Origin of the sequence: Amycolatopsis sp. NPDC049868 (assembly GCF_044461365.1) — a bacterium.
In the GTDB taxonomy this organism is placed as follows: Bacteria; Actinomycetota; Actinomycetes; order Mycobacteriales; family Pseudonocardiaceae; genus Amycolatopsis.
Genome location: NZ_JBITKV010000019.1, coordinates 62,216 through 80,913, shown reverse-complemented (window position 1 = coordinate 80,913; position 18,698 = coordinate 62,216). Strand labels below are relative to the sequence as shown.

Annotated in this window: 21 protein-coding genes; 12 read left to right on the top strand and 9 right to left on the bottom strand. The window is 68.6% G+C overall.

Annotated features, from left to right (window positions below; translation table 11 throughout):
- From ACIBTM_RS42435 to ACIBTM_RS42420, 4 genes are read left to right on the top strand one after another with little or no spacing between them, the layout of a single operon-like run.
- On the top strand, window positions 1-990 hold the full coding sequence (locus ACIBTM_RS42435) for a carbohydrate ABC transporter permease (protein ID WP_395882792.1): 990 nt from the start codon (window positions 1-3) through the stop codon (window positions 988-990).
- Complete coding sequence (locus ACIBTM_RS42430; RefSeq protein WP_395882791.1) at window positions 987-1,880, top strand: carbohydrate ABC transporter permease; 894 nt, start codon at window positions 987-989, stop codon at window positions 1,878-1,880. Before ACIBTM_RS42435 ends, ACIBTM_RS42430 begins: the two co-directional genes overlap by 4 nt.
- On the top strand, window positions 1,877-3,142 hold the full coding sequence (locus ACIBTM_RS42425; RefSeq protein WP_395882790.1) for a 6-phospho-beta-glucosidase: 1,266 nt from the start codon (window positions 1,877-1,879) through the stop codon (window positions 3,140-3,142). Before ACIBTM_RS42430 ends, ACIBTM_RS42425 begins: the two co-directional genes overlap by 4 nt.
- Entirely contained in the window at window positions 3,127-4,131 is a 1,005-nt protein-coding gene (locus tag ACIBTM_RS42420) for an N-acetylglucosamine kinase (RefSeq protein ID WP_395882789.1), read from the top strand. Before ACIBTM_RS42425 ends, ACIBTM_RS42420 begins: the two co-directional genes overlap by 16 nt.
- Window positions 4,132-4,181: 50 nt before the next feature.
- On the opposite strand, the gene ACIBTM_RS42415 is transcribed toward ACIBTM_RS42420, so the two are convergent.
- Window positions 4,182-5,543: an MFS transporter gene (locus ACIBTM_RS42415; protein WP_395882788.1), complete on the bottom strand. Its 1,362-nt coding sequence runs from the start codon at window positions 5,541-5,543 to the stop codon at window positions 4,182-4,184.
- Between the two features lie 96 nt (window positions 5,544-5,639).
- On the opposite strand from ACIBTM_RS42415, the gene ACIBTM_RS42410 reads away from it, so the two are divergent.
- Entirely contained in the window at window positions 5,640-5,966 is a 327-nt protein-coding gene (locus ACIBTM_RS42410; protein WP_395882787.1) for an ArsR/SmtB family transcription factor, read from the top strand.
- Window positions 5,967-6,029: 63 nt separating this feature from the next.
- Here the strand turns inward: ACIBTM_RS42410 and ACIBTM_RS42405 are convergent, their stop codons facing one another.
- The 4 genes from ACIBTM_RS42405 to ACIBTM_RS42390 all read right to left on the bottom strand — a co-directional run bounded on the left by ACIBTM_RS42405 (window position 6,030) and on the right by ACIBTM_RS42390 (window position 8,831).
- A complete protein-coding gene (locus ACIBTM_RS42405) occupies window positions 6,030-6,539 on the bottom strand; it encodes an SRPBCC family protein (protein WP_395882786.1) in 510 nt (169 codons plus the stop codon).
- Window positions 6,536-6,862: a helix-turn-helix transcriptional regulator gene (locus ACIBTM_RS42400; RefSeq protein ID WP_016331552.1), complete on the bottom strand. Its 327-nt coding sequence runs from the start codon at window positions 6,860-6,862 to the stop codon at window positions 6,536-6,538. Before ACIBTM_RS42400 ends, ACIBTM_RS42405 begins: the two co-directional genes overlap by 4 nt.
- A gap of 110 nt (window positions 6,863-6,972) precedes the next feature.
- Window positions 6,973-8,340, bottom strand: a complete 1,368-nt coding sequence (locus ACIBTM_RS42395) for a gluconate:H+ symporter (protein ID WP_395882785.1) — start codon at window positions 8,338-8,340, stop codon at window positions 6,973-6,975.
- The gene (locus ACIBTM_RS42390) at window positions 8,340-8,831 is read right to left on the bottom strand and encodes a gluconokinase (RefSeq protein WP_395882784.1); all 492 of its coding nucleotides are present in this window, start codon (window positions 8,829-8,831) and stop codon (window positions 8,340-8,342) included. Before ACIBTM_RS42390 ends, ACIBTM_RS42395 begins: the two co-directional genes overlap by 1 nt.
- 103 nt (window positions 8,832-8,934) lie before the next feature.
- On the opposite strand from ACIBTM_RS42390, the gene ACIBTM_RS42385 reads away from it, so the two are divergent.
- Together ACIBTM_RS42385 and ACIBTM_RS42380 are read left to right on the top strand one after the other, a co-directional pair.
- Window positions 8,935-9,630: a FadR/GntR family transcriptional regulator gene (locus ACIBTM_RS42385; protein WP_395882783.1), complete on the top strand. Its 696-nt coding sequence runs from the start codon at window positions 8,935-8,937 to the stop codon at window positions 9,628-9,630.
- A 38-nt stretch (window positions 9,631-9,668) separates the two neighbouring features.
- Complete coding sequence (locus ACIBTM_RS42380) at window positions 9,669-10,625, top strand: cobalamin biosynthesis protein (RefSeq protein ID WP_395882782.1); 957 nt, start codon at window positions 9,669-9,671, stop codon at window positions 10,623-10,625.
- A gap of 338 nt (window positions 10,626-10,963) precedes the next feature.
- Here the strand turns inward: ACIBTM_RS42380 and ACIBTM_RS42375 are convergent, their stop codons facing one another.
- The 3 genes from ACIBTM_RS42375 to ACIBTM_RS42365 are packed head-to-tail and all read right to left on the bottom strand — an operon-like array spanning window position 10,964 to window position 12,945.
- Window positions 10,964-11,584 (bottom strand): FMN-binding negative transcriptional regulator, encoded by a 621-nt coding sequence (locus tag ACIBTM_RS42375; protein ID WP_395882781.1) that lies wholly within the window; start codon window positions 11,582-11,584, stop codon window positions 10,964-10,966.
- Window positions 11,585-11,638: 54 nt separating this feature from the next.
- Complete coding sequence (locus tag ACIBTM_RS42370) at window positions 11,639-12,460, bottom strand: SURF1 family protein (protein WP_395882780.1); 822 nt, start codon at window positions 12,458-12,460, stop codon at window positions 11,639-11,641.
- Window positions 12,461-12,483: 23 nt separating this feature from the next.
- Entirely contained in the window at window positions 12,484-12,945 is a 462-nt protein-coding gene (locus ACIBTM_RS42365; RefSeq protein ID WP_395882779.1) for a low molecular weight protein-tyrosine-phosphatase, read from the bottom strand.
- Window positions 12,946-13,075: 130 nt separating this feature from the next.
- On the opposite strand from ACIBTM_RS42365, the gene ACIBTM_RS42360 reads away from it, so the two are divergent.
- Window positions 13,076-13,396: a hypothetical protein gene (locus ACIBTM_RS42360; protein ID WP_395882778.1), complete on the top strand. Its 321-nt coding sequence runs from the start codon at window positions 13,076-13,078 to the stop codon at window positions 13,394-13,396.
- Between the two features lie 185 nt (window positions 13,397-13,581).
- Here the strand turns inward: ACIBTM_RS42360 and ACIBTM_RS42355 are convergent, their stop codons facing one another.
- Window positions 13,582-14,136 carry a chorismate mutase gene (locus tag ACIBTM_RS42355; protein ID WP_395882777.1) on the bottom strand — a complete coding sequence of 185 codons (555 nt, stop codon included), beginning with the start codon at window positions 14,134-14,136 and terminating at the stop codon, window positions 13,582-13,584.
- Window positions 14,137-14,167: 31 nt separating this feature from the next.
- Here ACIBTM_RS42355 and ACIBTM_RS42350 point away from each other — a divergent pair, with 31 nt between their 5' ends.
- From ACIBTM_RS42350 to ACIBTM_RS42335, 4 genes are all read left to right on the top strand, one after another.
- Window positions 14,168-14,989, top strand: a complete 822-nt coding sequence (locus ACIBTM_RS42350) for a Nif3-like dinuclear metal center hexameric protein (protein WP_395882776.1) — start codon at window positions 14,168-14,170, stop codon at window positions 14,987-14,989.
- Between the two features lie 17 nt (window positions 14,990-15,006).
- Window positions 15,007-15,744, top strand: a complete 738-nt coding sequence (locus ACIBTM_RS42345) for a zinc ribbon domain-containing protein (RefSeq protein ID WP_395882775.1) — start codon at window positions 15,007-15,009, stop codon at window positions 15,742-15,744.
- The gene (locus ACIBTM_RS42340) at window positions 15,741-16,850 is read left to right on the top strand and encodes a bifunctional RNase H/acid phosphatase (RefSeq protein ID WP_395882774.1); all 1,110 of its coding nucleotides are present in this window, start codon (window positions 15,741-15,743) and stop codon (window positions 16,848-16,850) included. Before ACIBTM_RS42345 ends, ACIBTM_RS42340 begins: the two co-directional genes overlap by 4 nt.
- A 111-nt stretch (window positions 16,851-16,961) precedes the next feature.
- On the top strand, window positions 16,962-18,698 hold the full coding sequence (locus tag ACIBTM_RS42335) for a hypothetical protein (RefSeq protein WP_395882773.1): 1,737 nt from the start codon (window positions 16,962-16,964) through the stop codon (window positions 18,696-18,698).

Sequence of the window (18,698 nt, the reverse complement as noted above, 5' to 3'; positions counted from 1 at the left end):
ATGACAACGACCCTGGATTCCAGGGCGGTCGGTTCCTCTTCCGCGTCCACCCGGACGCGGAAGGGGAACGCGGCACGCCGTCGTCGCACAGTCTTCTACTTCATCGCACCGGCGACGCTCGGGTTCCTGATCTTCTTCGGCTACCCGCTGATCGCCACGGTGTACTACTCGTTCACCCGCTACGACCTGATCAACGCGCCGGAATTCGTCGGCTTCGACAACTACATCCGCATGTTCACCAGCGAGCCGCTGGTCGGCACCGCCGCGTACAACACGCTGTGGCTGGTGATCGTCCTGACGTTCTGCCGTGTGGTGTTCGCCCTCGGCACGGCGTCGATCATCTCCCGGCTCAAATCGGGTGTCGGCCTGGTGCGGACGCTCTGCTACCTGCCTTCGCTGGCCCCGCCCGCCGCGGCGACCCTGGCGTTCGTGTTCCTGTTCAACCCGGAATACGGACCGGTCAACGCGTTCCTCGGCGCGGTCGGCATCGACGGCGGCCTGTGGTTCAACGATCCGGCGATGTCGAAGCCCGCGCTGACCCTGCTCGTGATGTGGGGTTCGGGCGAGCTGATGATCATCATCCTGGCGGCGCTGCTCGATGTGCCGCAGGAGCAGTACGAGGCCGCCGAACTCGACGGCGCCGGGCCGGTCCGCCGGTTTTGGCACGTGACGCTGCCGTCGATCTCGCCGGTGCTGCTGTTCGGTGTCGTCAACTCGATGATCTTCGCGTTGCAGTTCTTCACCCAGGCGATCGTCGCGGGATCGGCGGCCGCGGGCGCGGCCGACGTCGCGGGCAACACGAGATTCATCGGCGCACCACAGAACTCGACGCTGACCTACCCGGTCTGGCTGTACGTCCAGGGTTTCCGGTACTTCAACATGGGTTACGCGGCGGCGATGGCGGTCCTGCTGTTCATCGTCTCGGCCGGGTTCACCTGGATTCTCGTGCGGCAGCTTCGTAAGTCCCAGCACCAGGAGGAGGGCGGATGACCACACTGGCCGAGCCCCGGCACACCGCCCCGGCGTCCGAACCGCCGAAGGTGCGGGTGCGGCGCAAATGGGACAAGAAGCTGTACTGGATCGCGACGCACAGCGTGGGCATCGCGATGGGCGTGATCTTCATGCTGCCCATCCTGTTCGTCTTCCTCACCGCGGTGATGTCGAGCGACCAGGCGCTTTCGTCGAACTTCTGGCCGAAGGAATGGCACTTCGAGAACTTCGTCGAGGTGTTCGAGAAGGCGCCGCTGTTGCAGTACTTCGGCAACAGCATGCTCTACTCGTCGCTGGCCACCCTCGGAGCGCTCGTTTCGGCGATCCCGGCGGCGTACGCGCTTTCCAAGCTGAAGTTCCGCGGACAGAACCTGTTCTTCATGCTGACCGTGGCCGCGATGATGCTGCCGCCGCAGGTCACCGTCGTGCCGCTGTACGACCTGTGGGTGCGGCTCGGTTTCACCGGGACGCTGGTTCCGCTGATCGTGCCGTACTTCTTCTTCGACGCCTTCTCGATCTTCCTGCTGCGCCAGTTCTTCCTCACCATTCCGAAGGACTATCTCGAAGCGGCGAAGATCGACGGCTGCAACGAGTTCCAGGCGATGGTCAAGGTGCTGATCCCGATGGCGAAGCCGGGGATCGCGGCCACCGCGATGTTCTGCTTCCTCTTCACCTGGAACGACTACTTCGGTCCGCTGCTCTACACCGGTGAGACCCGCGACAGCTGGCCGCTTTCGCTGGCGATCGCGTCGTTCCGCGGGATGCACCACGTGGAATGGAACCTCACCATGGCGGCCACCGCGCTGATCATGCTGCCGGTGATCGTGCTGTTCGTATTCGCGCAGAAGTCCTTCGTCAAGGGCGTCACATTCACAGGGGTCAAGGGATGAAACTGGCAGTCGTCGGTGGTGGATCCACTTACACGCCCGAGCTGATCGACGGGATCGCCGGACGGCGGTCCACTTTGGACGTCGACGAGATCGTGCTGATCGATCCGGACGCGTACCGGGTGGAAGCGGTCGGGGACTTCAGCAACCGGTTGCTGAGCCACGCCGGGCATCCGGCCCGGGTCCGCACCACCGCGAGTCTCGAAGAAGGCGTCGAAGGCGCGTCGGCGGTGCTGATCCAGCTGCGGGTCGGCGGGCAGCGCGCGCGCCGCGGGGACGAGACGTTCCCGCACGCCTGCGGCTGTGTCGGACAGGAGACCACGGGCGCGGGCGGCCTCGCCAAGGCGCTCCGCACCGTGCCGGTGGTGCTCGACATCGCCGACCGGGTCCGGAAGATCGCCGGGGACGACACGTGGATCGTCAACTTCACCAACCCCGTCGGCATCGTCACCCGCGCGCTGCTGAACGAGGGCCACCGCGCCGTCGGGCTCTGCAACGTCGCGATCCACCTGCAGCGCACCTTCGCGCACCTGCTCGGCGCCGGTGTCGACGACGTCAAACTCGTCCACACCGGACTGAACCATCTCAGCTGGGAGCGGAAGGTGCTCGTCGACGGCGAGGACCGCTTGCCGGAACTGCTGGCGGAGCACGCGGAATTCCTTGGCGAGCACGTCACCGCGCCCGTCGAATGGATGCGGCGGATGAACGTCGTGCCGTCGTACTACCTGAAGTACTACTACGGGCACGACGAGCAGGTCACCAAACAGCGCACCGAGCGGCCGCGCGCGGACGTCGTGAGCGACGTCGAAGAAGAACTGCTCAAGGTGTACCTCGACCCGGAGGTGGTGACCAAACCGGAGCAGCTGGAAAAGCGGGGCGGTGCCTACTATTCCGAGGCCGCGGTGCAGCTCGTGCACGCGCTCACGTCGGGTGGCCCCGCCGAGGAACACGTCGTCAACGTCCGCAACGAAGGCACTTTCGACTTCCTGCCGGACGACGCCGTCATCGAGGTTCCGTCTCTTGTGGACGGTAAGGGTCCGCGTCCGATCCCGCAGCCGCCGGTGGAGCAGCGGTTCGCCGGGCTCATCGCCGGGGTGACCGCGTACGAGCACCTCGCGCTGGAGGCGGCGATCAAGGGCGGCCGGGACAGGGTGGCCGACGCGTTGCTCGCGCATCCGCTGATCGGCCAGTACACCAAGGCCGATCAGCTCGCCGACACGCTGGTGAAGATCAACCGTGAGTTCCTGCCGTGGGCGGGGGCATGACGGCCGGCTCACAGGACGTCGTCGTCGCGATCGACGGCGGCAACAGCAAGACCGACGTCCTGATCGTCTCGCGGGACGGACGGGTGCTCGGGCAGTCGCGAGGACCGGGCGCGTCCCCGCAGAACATCGGGGTCGACGGCAGCGTCCAAGCGTTGGAGAAGCTGGTCCTGGAAGCCCTTCGCGGGGCAGGGCTTCCTGACGAACGTCCGTTCGCGACACATACGTCGGCCTATCTAGCGGGCCTGGATTTCCCGCGGGAGGAAGCGATCCTGCACGCCGCGCTGGCGGCGCGCGGCTGGAGCGACACGCTGATCGTCGGCAACGACACGCTCGCGCTGCTGCGCGCGGGCAGTTCCGACGGAACGGGGGTGGCGGTGGTGTGCGGCGCCGGGATCAACGGCGCCGGCGTCAGCGCCGACGGCCGTGAACACCGGTTTCCCGCGCTGGGCAAGATCTCCGGTGACTGGGGCGGCGGCTACCGGCTCGGCGAGGAGGCCCTGTGGTGGGCCGTCCGCGCCGAGGACGGCCGCGGTCCCGGCACGGCTCTGCAAGCCGCCGTCAGTGCGCACTTCAAGGCGTCCTCGGTACTGGAAGTGGTGCAGCGCCTGCACTTCCAGGATCTGCACGCCGACTCGATCCACGGTCTGTGCCCGCTGCTGTTCGCCGTCGCGGCGGACGGCGACGAGGTGGCGCAGGACGTGGTCGACCGGTTCGTCGAAGAGGTCGCCCTGCTGGTCTCGGTCATCCTGCGACGGCTCGAACTCACCGAGGAGGCACCCGAAGTCATCCTCGGCGGGGGAGTGCTGACCGGGGTCGGCGCGCCGGTGATCGCGGAGATCGAACGGCGGTGCCTGAAAGTGGCCCCGCAGGCCTCGATCCAGGTGGTCGACGTCGCCCCCGTGGTCGGTGCGGCGCTGTTCGCGCTGGACACCATCGGCGGTTCCGCCGCCGCGAAGGCCTCTCTCAAGGCCGCGACCAAACGGGTCTAGATCGCGCGTGAAGGCCCCCTTCCCTCGGCTCAGCCGAGGGAAGGGGGCCTTCACGCGAGCAGCCGCCAAGAGACGAACGAGCCCGCGGCGTAGGCCAGGCCGACGAGCAGGAACGAATGCGACGCCCCCGCGGTCCAATCCGGTGTCGCGTGCAGGACCACGCCGACCGCCGCGACCCCGACCAGCGAGCCCAGTTGCCTGTTCGCGTTCAGCACGGATCCGGAGACATTTGCGTGCTCCGGTCCGCCAGCGTCCACGAGTACCGCGGTCATCGCCGGCGAGATGACCCCGGCCCCGAGGTTCGCCGTGCCGACCCCGAGCGCGATCACCCAGTACGGCGTTCCGGGGGAGATCATCACCAGACACAGCGTCGAAACCGCGGCAAGGGCGAGAAAGGCCGTGATGAGCGCTCCGTTGCCGAACCGGCCGGAGATCCGGGAGAAGACGACGTTCGCGACCGGGAAGAAGATCGTCATCGGCAACAGCTGTAGCCCCGCTTCGAACGGGTCCGCGCCGCGCGCGTTCTGGAAGTACAAGCCCAGCAAGAAGATCGTGCCGTACAACGCGAAATTGAACAGGAAGCCGACGAGGTTGGCCCCGCCGAACCGGGGATCGCGGAACAACGGCCACGGCAACAGGGGGTTCGCGGTCCGCCGCTCGCGGGCCGTGAGCAGGACGAGGGCGATCAGCGCCACCGCCGCGGTGCCGAGCACCGGCGCCGAAACCCAGCCGAACCGCGGCCCTTCGATCAACCCGAAGCTGATCGCCGCGAGGGCGACGATGCCGAGCAGATGTCCTGGTACCGCGAGACTTTGAGGACTGCTGCCGACCGGGGCGATGTGGTGCCGGGTCAGCAGCATCCCGATGATCCCGATGGGCAGGTTCACCAGGAAGATGCTCGGCCAGCCGAACGCGCCGACCAACAGCCCGCCCAGTGTCGGGCCGATACCGGCGGAGGTGGCGACGATGGCCGACCACAGCCCCAGCATCCGCGTGCGCTGTCGTCGTTCGGGGAACGCGCGCACCAGCAGAGACAGGGAACTGGGCATGAACAACGCGGCGCCGATGCCCTGGGCGAGCCTCGCGGCGATCAGCCATTCGGCGTTCGGCGCGAGCGCGCAGACGAGCGAGGCGGCGAAGAACACCGCCATACCCGCTTGGTAAACGCCTTTCGCGCCGAGCCGGTTCGCCAGGCCGCCCGCCAGCAGCAGGAGTGAGGCGAAGGTCAGGATGTAGCCGTCGATGATCCAGGTCAGCTCCGTCAAGGTGCTGCCGAGGTCCGCCTGGATGGCGGCGCCCGCGACGTTGACCACGGTCGTGTCCAGCGAGGCCATGACGAATCCCGTGGCGAGCGCGGTGATCGTCACCCCGCTTCGCGTCTTTAGCGCTGTCGGCGTGCTCGAACTCGGCATCAGGTGTCCCCGCAGTAGGTTGATGACTGTCAAAGTATGATAGACATCAAACGTTGGCGGTCGTCAAACTTTGACCGGTGTCGTACCATTGCGGGCATGTCGCAGAGCACGGTCGAGCGAATTACCGACCACCCGGACCTCGCGGAGGTCGCCCTCCAGTCGGTACTGGAGGCGCTCGTGGATCCGGTGCGTCGGAGCATCGTGCGGCAACTGGCCGCGGCGGGGCGCGACATCCGCTGCGGGACGTTCGACATCTCGGTGACTCGGTCGACCGGAACGCACCATTTCAAGGTGCTGCGGCGCGCTGGGATCATCCGGCAGTACTACGAGGGCACATCGCGGATGAACGCGTTGCGCGCCGAAGAACTCGACTCGGTGTTCCCTGGTCTGCTCGACGCGATCCTCGCGGCGCCTGAGGCTTGAGAAAGCCGAAGGGGCCCTTCACCGCTTGTGCTGCGGTGAAGGGCCCCTTCGGGTCGGTGCCGGTCAGGAAGCGGCGGGGACGAGCGGCTCGTCCGTCTCCAGCAGCGTCTTGAGGTCCGACAGGATCCACGCCCAGCCGCCACCGGCGTTCTCGCCCGGTCCGGCGTTGATGTCCTCCTGCGAACCGTTGACCAGCGCGGCCGTCGTCGGCGCGTCGGTGACGTCGTGGGTGACGGTCAGCCGGGTGCCCGCGGTCTTCGTCTCTTCGATCTCGTAGGTGAGCTTGGTGTACGGCTCCTTGTCGAAGGCTGGGTCCATCCGCAGTTTCCAGGTGATGACCAGCTTGCGTGGCGGATCCACCTCCAGGACCTCGCCGTCGACCAAGTCGTTGGTGAAACCCGCTTGGACGTACTCGGGCGTCGGATGGGTGGCGTGTTTGCCGCCCGGCCGCAGGTCGAAGTCGACGAGGCCGGTGTAGCCGTACTTCTGCGACCACTCGGGCTTCGTGATGGCGTCCCAGATCTTCTCCGGGGTGGCCTTGATGTAGACGCGGTAAACCTGGGTGTCGGTCATGAGGGCTCCTCGGTCTCTAGTTCGGCTTTGAGGTCGAGCAACGCGGTCACGTTGCGCTCGGTGAACTTGTCGATCCACCTGTCGTGGATCTGCCGGATCGGTACCGGGTTGAGGAAATGCTTCTTCTCCCGGCCCTCCTTGCGCGTGACGACAAGTCCGGCTTCTTCCAGCAACTTCAGATGCTTCATCACGCCGAACCGGCTCATGTCCACTTCGGACTCCAGCTCGGTCAGTGTGCGGCCGTCACGCGCGAACAGCTGGTCGAGCAGGAACCTGCGGGTCGGATCCGCCAGGGCCTTGAAAACCAGGTCGTCGTCGGGCACTTCGGAAGAATAGGTGACCAAAAGGTCACGTGTCAACCCGGAGATACGTGAAGGCCCCCTTCCCTCGGCTGAGCCGAGGGAAGGGGGCCTTCACGCGCAAGGTGTCGCGGCTACAACAAGGCGCCCAGCGGCAGGATCAGCGCGATCGCGACCACCGAGATCACCGTCTCCATGATCGACCAGCTCTTCAGCGTCTGCCCGACCGAAAGCCCGAAGTATTCCTTGACCAGCCAGAACCCGGCGTCGTTGACATGGGAGAAGAACAGGGATCCGGCGCCGATCGCCAGCACCAGCAGCGCGCTGTGCGACGGATCCATGGTCGCCGCGAGCGGTGCCACGATGCCCGCCGCGGACACGGTGGCGACCGTCGCGGAGCCGGTGGCGAGCCGGATCGCGACCGCGACCAGCCAGCCGAGCAACAGCGGCGACAGGTTCGCGCCGGTGGCCAGGCTGGTGATGACGTTGCCGACCCCGGCGTCGACGAGGGTCTGCTTGAACCCGCCGCCCGCGCCGACGATGAGCAGGATGCCGGCGATCGGCGGCAGCGAATCGGCCACCGTGGACGAAAGCCTGTCCCGTGTGAAGCCCGCGGACTTGCCGAGGGTGAGCATGCCGAGCAGCACCGCGGCGAGCAGTGCCACCAGCGGGTCGCCGATGAAGTCCAGTACGCGGCGGAGGTGGTTCTCCTTCGTCAGCAGGATGTCCGCGAGCGCCTTGCCCATCATCAGCACGACCGGCAGCAACACCGTGGACAGCGTCGCGAGGAAGCCCGGCCGCCGTCCGTCCGAAGAGGACGATTCCGGGACGAGCCGCTCCGGCGCGACGGCGTCCGGGACCATCTTCGCGGCCAGCCTGCCGAACAGCGGTCCGGCGATGATCACCGTCGGGATCGCGACGAGCAGGCCGAAGGCCAGGGTGAGGCCGACGTTCGCGTTCAACGCACCCGCGGCGGCGAGCGGGCCGGGGTGCGGCGGGACGAGACCGTGCAGTACCGAAAGCCCGGCGAGCGCGGGAATTCCCAGCATCAGCAACGGTTTCCCGGTGCGCTTGGCGACCAGCAGGATCACCGGGATCAGCATGACCAGGCCGATTTCGAAGAACATCGGCAGCCCGATTAGCGCGGCGACCAGCGCCATCGCCCACGGCAGGGCGCGGTCGCCCGCACGGCGCAGGATGGTGTCGACGATCTGGTCCGCGCCGCCGGAGTCGGCGAGCAGCTTGCCGAGGATCGCGCCGAGCGCGATCAGCACGCCGACCGACGCGACGGTGGAGCCGACGCCGGAACTGAAGCTCTTGATCAGCTTGTCCACCGGCATGCCCCCGACGAGCCCGAGCACGCCGGAGCCGAGGATGAGGGCCAGGAACGGATGCTGCTTCGCCTTGGTGATCAGGACGACGATCACGGCGATGGCGAGCACCGTCGCGCCGATGAGGCGGGTGTCGTGTCCGGTCCAGGCGGCGGCGAGTGTGGTGGTCATCAGCGGTCCTTGAAAGCGGAAAGGGCGGTTTCGACGATCTCTTCCGGCTTCTTCGCGATGTCGGCGACGAGGCCGTGCTCGTCCGGACGCAGCGGTTCGAGGTCGGCGAGCTGCGAGTCCAAAAGGGACACCGGCATGAAATGGCCGGAGCGGGTCTTCATCCGATCGGCGAGCAGGTCGCGGTCGCCGTGGAGGTGCAGGAACCAGACTTTCCCGCCGCTGCGCAGGATGTCGCGGTAGCGATACTTGAGCGCGGAAGACGTCACGACGCCGCCGGAGCACTGGTGGTCCCGGATCCAGGTGGCGATGGCTTCGAGCCAGGGTTGCCGGTCTTCGTCGTTCAGTGGGTGGCCGGAGCTCATCTTCTCGATGTTCGCCTTCGGATGGAACGTATCCGCTTCGGCGTAGTCGACGCCGAGGCGTTCGGCGAGTGCCGTGCCCACGGTCGTCTTGCCAGAGCCGGAAACGCCCATCACCACGATGACGGTCATCCGTACCTCCCACGTCGTTGTAGCCGGGACGAGTACAGCTCAAAAGTACTACTTAAGCAACATCAAGTACTACTTAATCGAGTCAGAACGTTAGACTCGCCTGGTGGGCAACGACAGGCATGCCGAAGTGCTCGACGCTCTCGGTTCCGCGATCGCGAACGGGGAGCTTCCGCCGGGCTCCGTGCTGCGCTCGGAGGAGCTCCAAGAGCGGTTCGGCGCTTCGCGCACGGTGGCGCGCGAGGTGGTGCGCGTCCTCGAAACGATGTGCCTGACCAGCAGCAAGCGCAGGGTCGGGGTGATCGTGCGCGAGCCGAGCGAGTGGAACCATTACGACCCGAGGCTGCTCCGCTGGCAACTCGACGGCTCCGAGCGGAAGACCGCGCTGCGCATCCTCACCGAACTGCGTTCCGGCGTGGAACCGTGCGCCGCCCGGTACGCCGCGCTGCGGGCGACGCCGGAGGAGGGCGGCCGCCTCCGTGCCTTGGCGAAGAGGCTTGAGGAGACGGCGCACCGGCGGGACCTCGACACCTTCCTCGGGCACGACGTCGCTTTTCACGATCTGCTGCTGTCCTCGTCGCGGAATCCGATGTTCGCCCAGCTTTCGGCGGTCGTCGCCGAGGTCCTCGCCGGGCGCACCGGGCACGGGCTGATGCCGGAGGAGCCGCAGCCCGAGGCCGTCGCCCTGCACGTCGAGGTCGCGATGGCCGTCGACGCCGGTGACCCTGACCGGGCCGAACGCGCGATGCGGGACATCGTCATCCAGGCGCGTGACGAGATGGCCGTCCTTCTGGACGGATGATCTTCGAGTAATCTCTGCAGGTCTTCGAGGGATACTGCATGCAGGGGGCGACGGTGAGCGCGGCGCGCGCGATCGGCTTGGTGTTGGGGGTGGCCGCGGACGGGGCGATCGGGGACCCTCGGTCGCGGCGTCCGGTGACGGCGTTCGCCAGAGCGGCTTCGGCGGTGGACGCGAAGGTCCGGTCGAAACATCCGGTGGCCGGTGTCCTGTGGACCGGCGGTCTCGCGGGCTCCGCCGTGCTGGTGGGCGTGCTCGCCGAGCGGGCGGGACGGCGCAGTCCCGTCCTGCAGGCGACCACGACCGCGGTGACCACCTGGGCCGTCCTCGGCGCCGCCGGTCTGGCCGCGCACGGCACCTCACTGGCCCGCGATCTCGAAGAAGGCGAACTCGAGACCGCGCGCGGCACACTGTCCACACTGGACCCGCGGGTCGCCGACGACCTCGGCGTCATCGGCCTCTCGCGCGCCTCGGTGGAGACGCTCGCCGAGAACACCGCGGACGTCGTCATCGCGCCGCTGGTGTGGGGAGCACTGGCCGGTGTCCCCGGTCTGCTCGGCTCGCGGGCGATCAGCCTGCTGCGCGGCATCGGCCGCGGACGCCCCGAGCGGTACCGGTGGCTCGTCGCCCGGCTGGACGAAATCGTCCATCTCGTGCCCACCCGGGTCGCGGCCGGGCTGACCGTGCTCGCGGCGCCGGTCGTCGGCGGCTCGGCGGGCGGCGCGTGGCGGGCGTGGCGGCGGGACACCACCGCGCACCCGAGCCCGAACGCCGGCCGCGTCGAGGCCGCTTTCGCCGGGGCGCTGGAGATCCGGGTCGGCGGGCGGACGGTGTATCCGCACGGGGTCGAGGAACTGCCGGTGCTCGGCATCGGCCGCAACCCGGACGCCGGGCACGTGACGCGGGCCGTGGAGCTCTCGCGGGTGGTCGGGTGGCTGGGCGCGATCAGCTCGGTGGTGCTGGCGGGTGTCCTCGGGCTGCGGCGGCGTCGGCGCTGACCTGCGGTTTCCGCTCGCCGGGGGAGCAAGGGACCTTTGCTACCACTTTGGGTGGGGGTGTGTGGATATAGGGACGTTGAGTGTCCCTATATCCACACACCCCTTACTCCGTGTGGTGGCCGCGTGGATTTTGTTGCGTAGGGTGACCCGAAATCGCGTAGGGAGCAAGGGACCTTTGCTACCACCTGGGGACTGACCGTGTGGATTTTGGGACGTCAGATGTCCCAAAATCCACACAGTGCCCGTCGGTCGTCCTGGCTGCGGGACGGGCGGGGGAGCGGGGGACCTTTGCTACCACCAGGCCCGCTGACCTGCGGAAAGAGAGCAAGGGACCTTTGCTACCGCTCCCGCCGCGCCAGCTGCGCCCGCGCCCGTGCGTCCATCGGCCCGTCGCGCCGCGCGAGTTCCGCGTCGATCCGTGACCGGTCGGCCGGTTGCTTGTTCCCGCCGAACTTGAACTTCGCCCGCACCCCGGTCACGGTCAACTCGACGCCGCGGATGCCGGGGAGCAGCCGCTTGTCCGGAGCCTCGGTCGCGCTCACCCTCGACCTGCCCGAACCGGGCTCGAAATGCGCGAGCTGCCGGTCCAGGAGCGCGGCCTTCTCCGCGGCGTCGTCGACCAGCCGGACGTCGCATTCGAGCTGGACGGACGCGTAGTACGACGTCGGCACCCCGTGCGGCGGGTCGGCCGGGGTGTTCCAGCCGGAGCGGATGTAGGTGTGCTCGTCGATCACCGCGAGCAGCGCGCGCGGGTGTTCCTCCAGCAGCGGCCAGACCGGGTTGGGGCGCGCGAGGTGCAGCAGGACCGTCCGGTCGCCGTCGTAGACGAAGTGCACTGGATTGACGATCGGCAGGTCACGGCCCGTGCCGCCGGCGATCAGCTGGCCGAAGTCGTGCGTCGAGAGCCAGGCCCGCCATTCGGCGTCGTCGTGGGCGGCGTCCCACGGGTGAATCAGCATATTCGAAGAGGAACACGGGAAATGGACCTGCAAAAGGTCCATTTTCGGGTCAGATCAGGTGGCCACTTCGGAGCGTTCGTCTTCGGCCAGCATCTCCGCGACGCTCTTGCGCCGCTGCGGCCGCTCCGTCGTCAGCGCGCCGCCCGGCTTCAGCTCGCGGACGGTGAAGTACAGCCATCCCATCACCGCCATCGCGCCGAACGCGATCCACTGCAGGGCGTAGGAGAAGAACGGTCCGGCGTCGGTCTGCGGCAGCGGCAGGGCACCCAGCACGCCGGGCTGGTTCACGTCGAGCTGGAAGTAACCCGGACGGATGTCCAGCTTCGCTGCCCGCGCGACTACCTGCGAATCGATGACGTAGCTCTGCAGCTTCCCGCCGGTCGACTCGTCGGCGAAGGCGTCGCGGTTCTTCCCGTCCCTTTCGTCGTGGCGTGCACGCGTGACGATGTCGACCGTTCCGGCGGGAGGCGGGGCGAAGGGGAGCGCGCGCGATTTGTCGTCGAGCCGGACGTACCCGCGGTCCACCAGCACGACCGTGCCCTCGACGGTCCGGAACGGCGTCAGGACCTCGTAGGCCGCTTCGCCCTGTACGGAGCGCAGACGGGCCACGACCTCGCCCTCGGGCAGGTACGTGCCCTTCAGCGCGACCAGGTGCCATTCGGTGCGCTGATCAGGCACGGCTCCGTTGGGGAGCAGCTCCTCCAGCGAGCGTGGCTGCCCGGAGAACGACTCCCGCAGCGCCGCGTTCTGATGCTCGCGTTCGGTGTTACGGGAGAACTGCCACGGTGCCAGCAGGGTGAAGCAAGTGATGGCGAAGGTGAACACCACCAACGTCAACGCCAGCCACCCGGGCTTCAGCAGGAACTTCAACCGCACCCCACCACGGTAAGCGGTCGGCCTCAGGCGTGTGCGCGCACCCAGTCGAGCAGGCCCGGAACGGCCCGCTCGATCATGCCGAGGACGTCCTCGAAGCCATCGTCCTCGCCGTAGTACGGGTCCGGGACCTCGGCACCCGCGGGCGCGGACGAATCGAACTCACGCAGCAGGCGGACCTTCGCCGGGTCCGACACCTTGCGCCGGAGGAACGACAGGTGTCCCTCGTCCGCCGCGAGCAGCAGATCGGCGGCCAGATGCCCGCGGTCGACCTCGGCCGCGACGTGGCCGGTCGGGTAACCGTGTTCGGCCAGCTTCGCGCGGGCCCGCTTGTCCGCGGCCTCGCCCACGTGCCAGCCGCCGGTGCCCGCGCTGGACACCTGCACGAGGTGATCGAGACCCGCCTCCTCGGCCTTCGCGCGGAAGACGAGCTCGGCCATCGGGGAGCGGCAGATGTTGCCGGAACAGACGAAGACGATGTGCAGCACCTGATCAGTGTGAAGGCCGATGGAGATCGACCGCTCACCGGCTCCGGACGGCTACCGGGCGCGCGAAGCTGGAAAGCCGGGGCGAAGCGGGAGTAGACCTCCTGGAGAGAAACACGCAGGAAGGTCGCGTATGAGCGCACCAACACCCAGCGTCGAGTCGCCGGCAACCGGGCTCCGCTGGTACCGCATCACCGTCAAGCTTCCGCACCCCTACGAGGTCGGGCGGATCCTGTCGGAGCATCACTTCGTCCAGGCGAGATCGCCGAAAGAGGCGATGACCAGGATGCCGTTGCACCTCCGGTCGAGCGCGTCCGTGGCGCCGTACCAGGTCGTCCGGCCCGACGTGCCCGATCAGGCGACGAAGGCCTACCGGGCGGTTCTGTGGACGGGGCGCGTGATGCGCGCGGCCGGCCGCTGGGCGATCAGCAAGGATGCGAAAGCCCTGGACTGAGCCCGGGTGGTAGCAAAGGTCCCTTGCTCTCTTTGCACAGGTCAGCGGCTCAACTGGCCGCTCCCGAGGATGTCGCGAAAGCCACTTTCAGGACGTCAGATGTCCCGAAAGTGGCTTTCGCGACATGCGGCGCGAGCGGTGGCAGCCGGCGTGGTAGCAAAGGTCCCTTGCTCCCTTTTCGCAGGTCAGGAGCGTGAACAGGCCGATCGCACGGCCTCCGAAAGCGCCCCGGAGTGCAGCCGGTCCAGCCCGCGCCGCGCGTCGACCAGCCGCACAGTGACCGCGAGTCGCACGTCGCACGACCGCCGCGCCCGCGCGTCCCCGGTCTCCGCGAGTTCGGTGAGCAGCCCCGCGTTGAGCCGGTCGATCACCGGCCGCACCTCGGTCCCCAGATCGGGTCGCCCGGGCGGCCGCGTGCCGGGGTGCTCGGTCCATCGCGCGTACAGGCCGCGCTGCACGACCTTGTTCGCCTCGATCTGGTCGCGGAAGAACCGCACCACATCGGCCGGGTCGAGACCGAGGCCGGGTGCCTTCGCGGCCACCGAGTCGAGGATCTGCCGTTCGCGCACCGGGTCGTCGATCGGCGACGGCGTGCCGAACTTCGCGGCCGCGACCTTGTCGGCGATCTGCACGCGCTGAGCGGCCAGATCGGTCAGTTCCCAGAGGCCCGGAGACGCCGACGCCGGCGTGGGTGACACCACGAGAAGCAGCGAAGCGGCACAGAGCACCCGAAGTCGCATGCCCGGAAACGCTACATGCGAAAATCCCCGGGTGCCCGCGCTAGCCGAAGTCATCGCCGCCCTGGAGCAGGCGTACCCGCCCGAACTCGCCGAATCGTGGGACGCCGTCGGACTCGTCTGCGGCGACCCGGCCGAGCACGTGGACAAGGTCCTGTTCTGCGTCGACCCGGTCGACGAGACGGTCGACGAGGCGATCGCCGGTGGCGCGCAGCTGATCGTCGCGCACCATCCGCTGCTGCTGCGCGGAGTCCACGGCGTGCCGGCGGACAGCACGAAGGGGCGCCTCGTGCACCGCCTGATCCGCGCCGGTGTCGCCCTCTACTGCGCGCACACCAACGCCGATTCCGCGTCCCCCGGCGTCTCCGACGCGCTCGCCGACGCCATCGGCCTGACCGTTCTCGGCCCGCTCGACCCCCGCGATGACGGGGTCACCGGCATCGGCCGCATCGGCGAACTGCCCGCGCCCGAACCGTTCTCCGCCTTCGTCGAACGCGTCGCGAACGCCTTGCCCCGCACGGAGCCCGGCGTCTACGGCGCGGGCGATCCGGCCCGCCCGATCCGCCGTGTCGCCGTCTCCGGCGGTTCCGGCGACAGCTATCTCAAGCGGGCCACCGCCGCCGGGGTCGACGCGTACGTCACCGCCGATCTCCGGCATCATCCCGCCGGCGAGCACCTCGCCGACATCGCCGAAGTCCCCGCCCTGGTCGGCGTCACGCACTGGGCGAGCGAGTGGCCGTGGTGCGAGCAAGCCTCGGGCGTCGTCCGTGCCGCGTTTGCGGGTAACGTCGACGTTCACGTCTCCACGCGGTGCACCGACCCGTGGACGCTACGGGCCACCCGAACCGAGCACTAAGAACTCCAAGGAGCACCGTGAAGGCCGACCCCGCCGTCCAGCGCCAGCTGCTCGAACTCGCGAAGGTGGACGCCGAACTCTCGCGTACCGCCCACCGCCGCCGCACCCTGCCGGAGATCGCCGAGATCGACGCGGGCGAGAAGACGGTGCGCGAACGACGTGACGCGCTGGTCTCGGTCCAGACGGCGGCGTCCGATCTCGACCGCGAGATCGCCCGCCAGGAGAAGGAGATCGAGTCGGTGCGCGCTCGCGGAGACCGCGACCGCAAACTCCTCGAATCGGGTTCCGTCGCGGCGAAGCAGATGACCGACATCGAGCACGAGCTGAACAGCCTCAGCCGGCGTCAGTCCGCGCTGGAGGACGACCTGCTGGAGTTGATGGAACGCCGCGAGGCGCTCGAACTCGACGCCCAGCGCACCAGCGCCGAGGTCGCGAAGGCCGAGGGCGAGGTCGCCGCAGCCATCGGGCGCCGCGACGAGCACTTCACCGATCTCGACACCACGAAGGCACGTCGCGACGAAGACCGCGCCAAGCTCCTGCCGCGCTTCCCGGAAGACCTGCTGAAGCTCTACGAGCGGGTCCGGGCGCACAAGGGCATCGGCGCGGCGCTGCTGCGGGCCCGCCGCTGCGGCGCCTGCCAGCTCGACATCGACCGCCGCGAGATCGCCGAGATCAAGGCGGCCCCGGAGGACAACGTCATCCAGTGCGAGAACTGCGGCGCCATCCTGGTGCGCACCCTGGAGTCCGGCCTGTGACCGACCACGTGCTCGTCGAGGCCGACGGCGGTTCTCGGGGCAACCCGGGGCCCGCCGGGTACGGCGCGGTCGTCAAGGACGCGGCCACCGGCGAGGTGCTCGCCGAGCGCAAGGCCTACGTCGGCATCGCGACCAACAACGTCGCCGAGTACGGCGGCCTGATCGCCGGGCTCGCCGCGGCCGCCGAGCTCGGAGCGTCCACAGTGGACGTCCGGATGGACTCGAAGCTCGTGGTGGAGCAGATGTCCGGGCGCTGGAAGGTCAAGCACCCGTCGATGCAGCCGCTGAACGCCGAGGCCAAGGAGCTGGCGGCGCGGTTCTCGCGCGTGCGCTACGAGTGGATCCCGCGCGCGGAGAACTCCCACGCGGACGGGCTCGCGAACGAAGCGATGGACGCCGGGAAGCAGGCGGAAGCGCCGAAGAAGACCGTGAAGCAGGACAGGGTCAGCCCCGTCGGCTGGACCGGCGCGACCGGGACACCGACCAAACTGCTCCTCGTGCGGCACGGCCAGACGGCGATGTCGGTCGAGAAGCGGTACTCCGGCCGCGGCGACGTGCCGCTCACCGAGCACGGCAAGCAGCAGGCGGCCGCCGCCGCGAAACGCCTCGGCGCGATGGAGGGCCTGGTCGTCGACGGCGAGGCGGCGCCGATCATCGCCTCACCGCTGATCCGCACCCAGCAGACCGCGCAGGCGATCGCCGACGCGCTCGGCGGCCGGGTCGAGACCCACCCCGGGCTGATCGAGACCGATTTCGGCGACTGGGAGGGCCTCACCTTCAAAGAGGCCATGGACCGCGACCCGGAATTCCAGTCCAGCTGGCTTTCCGACACCTCGATCGCGGCGCCGGGCGGGGAAAGCTTCGACGGCGTCCACCGTCGGGTCCGCAAGGCCCGCGACGAGCTGATCGCGAAGTACGGCGGCCGGACGATCGTGCTGGTCAGCCATGTCACGCCGATCAAGGCGCTGCTGCGGATGGGCCTGGACGCCGGGCCGTCGCTGCTGTTCCGCCTGCATCTGGACCTGGCCTCGCTGTCGATCGTCGAGTTCTACCCGGACGGCAATGCCTCGGTCCGGTTGGTGAACGACATCTCGCATCTTTCCTAGCAGAGGGGTGTGGCGCGGATCACGCCTGGATATGACGTGTCGCGGGCGGCCGATGGGGTATTGGCTACAGTTTCGGCGACGGCACGTGAGCGAAAAGGCAAAGACGGGGACATGACGGCGAGCGCACTCAGCGAAGCTTCCGAAAAAGACGTGCCCGACCCGGCGGAGACGCCGGCCCGTCGTGGCCTGGCCGCCCGTGTCGCGCCGTACCTGGCGGTCCTCGCCGGGGTGGCGGCGCTGGCCTGGCACGCCACCCTCTACGGCCACTGGATCGTCGACGACGCGGCCATCACCTTCTCCTACGCGCGCAGCTTCGCCGACGGGATCGGCCCGGTGCTGCAGCCGGGGCAGCCGTCGGTCGAGGGCTGGTCGAACTCGACATGGCTCGTGATGCTGGCGCTCGGCAAGCTCGTCGGCATCTTCGACAGCGGCATGCTGTTCGGCCTTCCCGACTACGTGCTCTTCCCGAAGCTGCTGGGGCTCCTGTTCACCGCCGGGACGCTGGCCGCGTGCCACGTCGCGGCGAAGCAGGTCTTCGCGCGCTTCGCCTGGCTGGCGACGTTGGTCGTCGGGCTGACGCTGGCCGCGATCCCGTCGTTCGTCATCTGGACGATCTCCGGTCTGGAGAACTCGCTGTTCGGGATGGCCGTCGCGTGGCTCGCCGTGCTGCTGTTCGTGGCGGTCCGCAAGGACACCGTGCTCACCGCGAAGGTCGCCGTCTGGTCCGGGGTGCTGGTCGCGTTCGCCGCGCTGACCCGCCCCGAAGGCCTGATCTACGGCGGCGCGTACCCGCTCGTCGTCCTGTTCCAGCTGCGGAAGCCGCTGCTGGGGCGGAGCATCAAGCTCGTCGTGGTGTCGGTGGTCGCGTTCGCGATCCCGTTCGGGGCGTATCTCGCCTGGCGGATCGCGGAGTTCGGCAGGCTGCTGGCGAACCCCTCCATCGCGAAGGGGCAGGGCCTGCCCGGGCTTTCGGCGCTGAAGCAGCCGTTCGAGCTGGTCGGCTACGCCGGTGTCGCCGGGACGATCCTGCTGGCGCTGACCATCGGCTACGCGCTGGTCCGGGCGGAATGGCGGCGCGCGCTGATCGCGTTGCTGGTGCCGCTGGCGCTGGGCATCATCGCGTACGGCGTGATGGTCCCGGACTGGATGGGCCAGCACCGGTTCGCGACCCCGATCTGGATCCTCTCCGTGCTGGCGGGGACGTTGGCCGCCGGTGAACTCCTGCGCCGTTCGCGGGCGGCGCTGCGGACCGTCGTGGTGCTCGTGCTGGTCGCGGCCGCGATCCCGTCCGGGATGGGTTTCGCGTCGGCGTCGAAGAAGTTCCAAGAGGTCCCGACGGTGCCCGCGTGCCTGATCGCCGACCGCTTCGGCCGCGGCTTCAACACCATGGCCGACATCCTCGGCCTCCAGCAGGCGTCGCTGCTGCTGCCGGACCTCGGCGGCTCGTCGATGACCAGCCGTCTGCACCTGGTCGACATGGCCGGGCTCGTCGAGGCGGACGTCGCGGACTTCCTCAAGAAGGGCGACGTGCCGGGGCTGCGCGACTACGTGTTCGACAAGGTCAAGCCGACCTTCATCCACTCGTGGGGCCCGTGGGCCGCGGGGAACGGCATCACCGTCGACCCGCGGATCGACCGCGACTACGAGCCGATCTTCGTGTACCCGGGCAGCGGGCCGCGCAACGGCGACTTCGTGCGCAAGGACGCCGTGTCCAGCCCGGAGAAGCTGAAGGCCGTGCAGGAGTACGCCGCGAAGACCATGCCGGACGTCGAGAAGGCGCGCTTCGGCGGCCCGCTCAAGGACTGCGGCCCGACCATGCACCCGGGCCAGACCGTCTACCTGCCGTAA

Coding starts and splice junctions, on each gene's coding strand:
- ACIBTM_RS42405 (WP_395882786.1), bottom strand. CDS start 6,539: ATGACCGACACCCAGGTTTACCGCGTCTACATCAAGGCCACCCCGGAG.
- ACIBTM_RS42335 (WP_395882773.1), top strand. CDS start 16,962: ATGACGGCGAGCGCACTCAGCGAAGCTTCCGAAAAAGACGTGCCCGAC.
- ACIBTM_RS42360 (WP_395882778.1), top strand. CDS start 13,076: ATGAGCGCACCAACACCCAGCGTCGAGTCGCCGGCAACCGGGCTCCGC.
- ACIBTM_RS42425 (WP_395882790.1), top strand. CDS start 1,877: ATGAAACTGGCAGTCGTCGGTGGTGGATCCACTTACACGCCCGAGCTG.
- ACIBTM_RS42380 (WP_395882782.1), top strand. CDS start 9,669: ATGCAGGGGGCGACGGTGAGCGCGGCGCGCGCGATCGGCTTGGTGTTG.
- ACIBTM_RS42390 (WP_395882784.1), bottom strand. CDS start 8,831: ATGACCGTCATCGTGGTGATGGGCGTTTCCGGCTCTGGCAAGACGACC.
- ACIBTM_RS42375 (WP_395882781.1), bottom strand. CDS start 11,584: ATGCTGATTCACCCGTGGGACGCCGCCCACGACGACGCCGAATGGCGG.
- ACIBTM_RS42435 (WP_395882792.1), top strand. CDS start 1: ATGACAACGACCCTGGATTCCAGGGCGGTCGGTTCCTCTTCCGCGTCC.
- ACIBTM_RS42410 (WP_395882787.1), top strand. CDS start 5,640: ATGTCGCAGAGCACGGTCGAGCGAATTACCGACCACCCGGACCTCGCG.
- ACIBTM_RS42355 (WP_395882777.1), bottom strand. CDS start 14,136: ATGCGACTTCGGGTGCTCTGTGCCGCTTCGCTGCTTCTCGTGGTGTCA.
- ACIBTM_RS42415 (WP_395882788.1), bottom strand. CDS start 5,543: ATGCCGAGTTCGAGCACGCCGACAGCGCTAAAGACGCGAAGCGGGGTG.
- ACIBTM_RS42395 (WP_395882785.1), bottom strand. CDS start 8,340: ATGACCACCACACTCGCCGCCGCCTGGACCGGACACGACACCCGCCTC.
- ACIBTM_RS42430 (WP_395882791.1), top strand. CDS start 987: ATGACCACACTGGCCGAGCCCCGGCACACCGCCCCGGCGTCCGAACCG.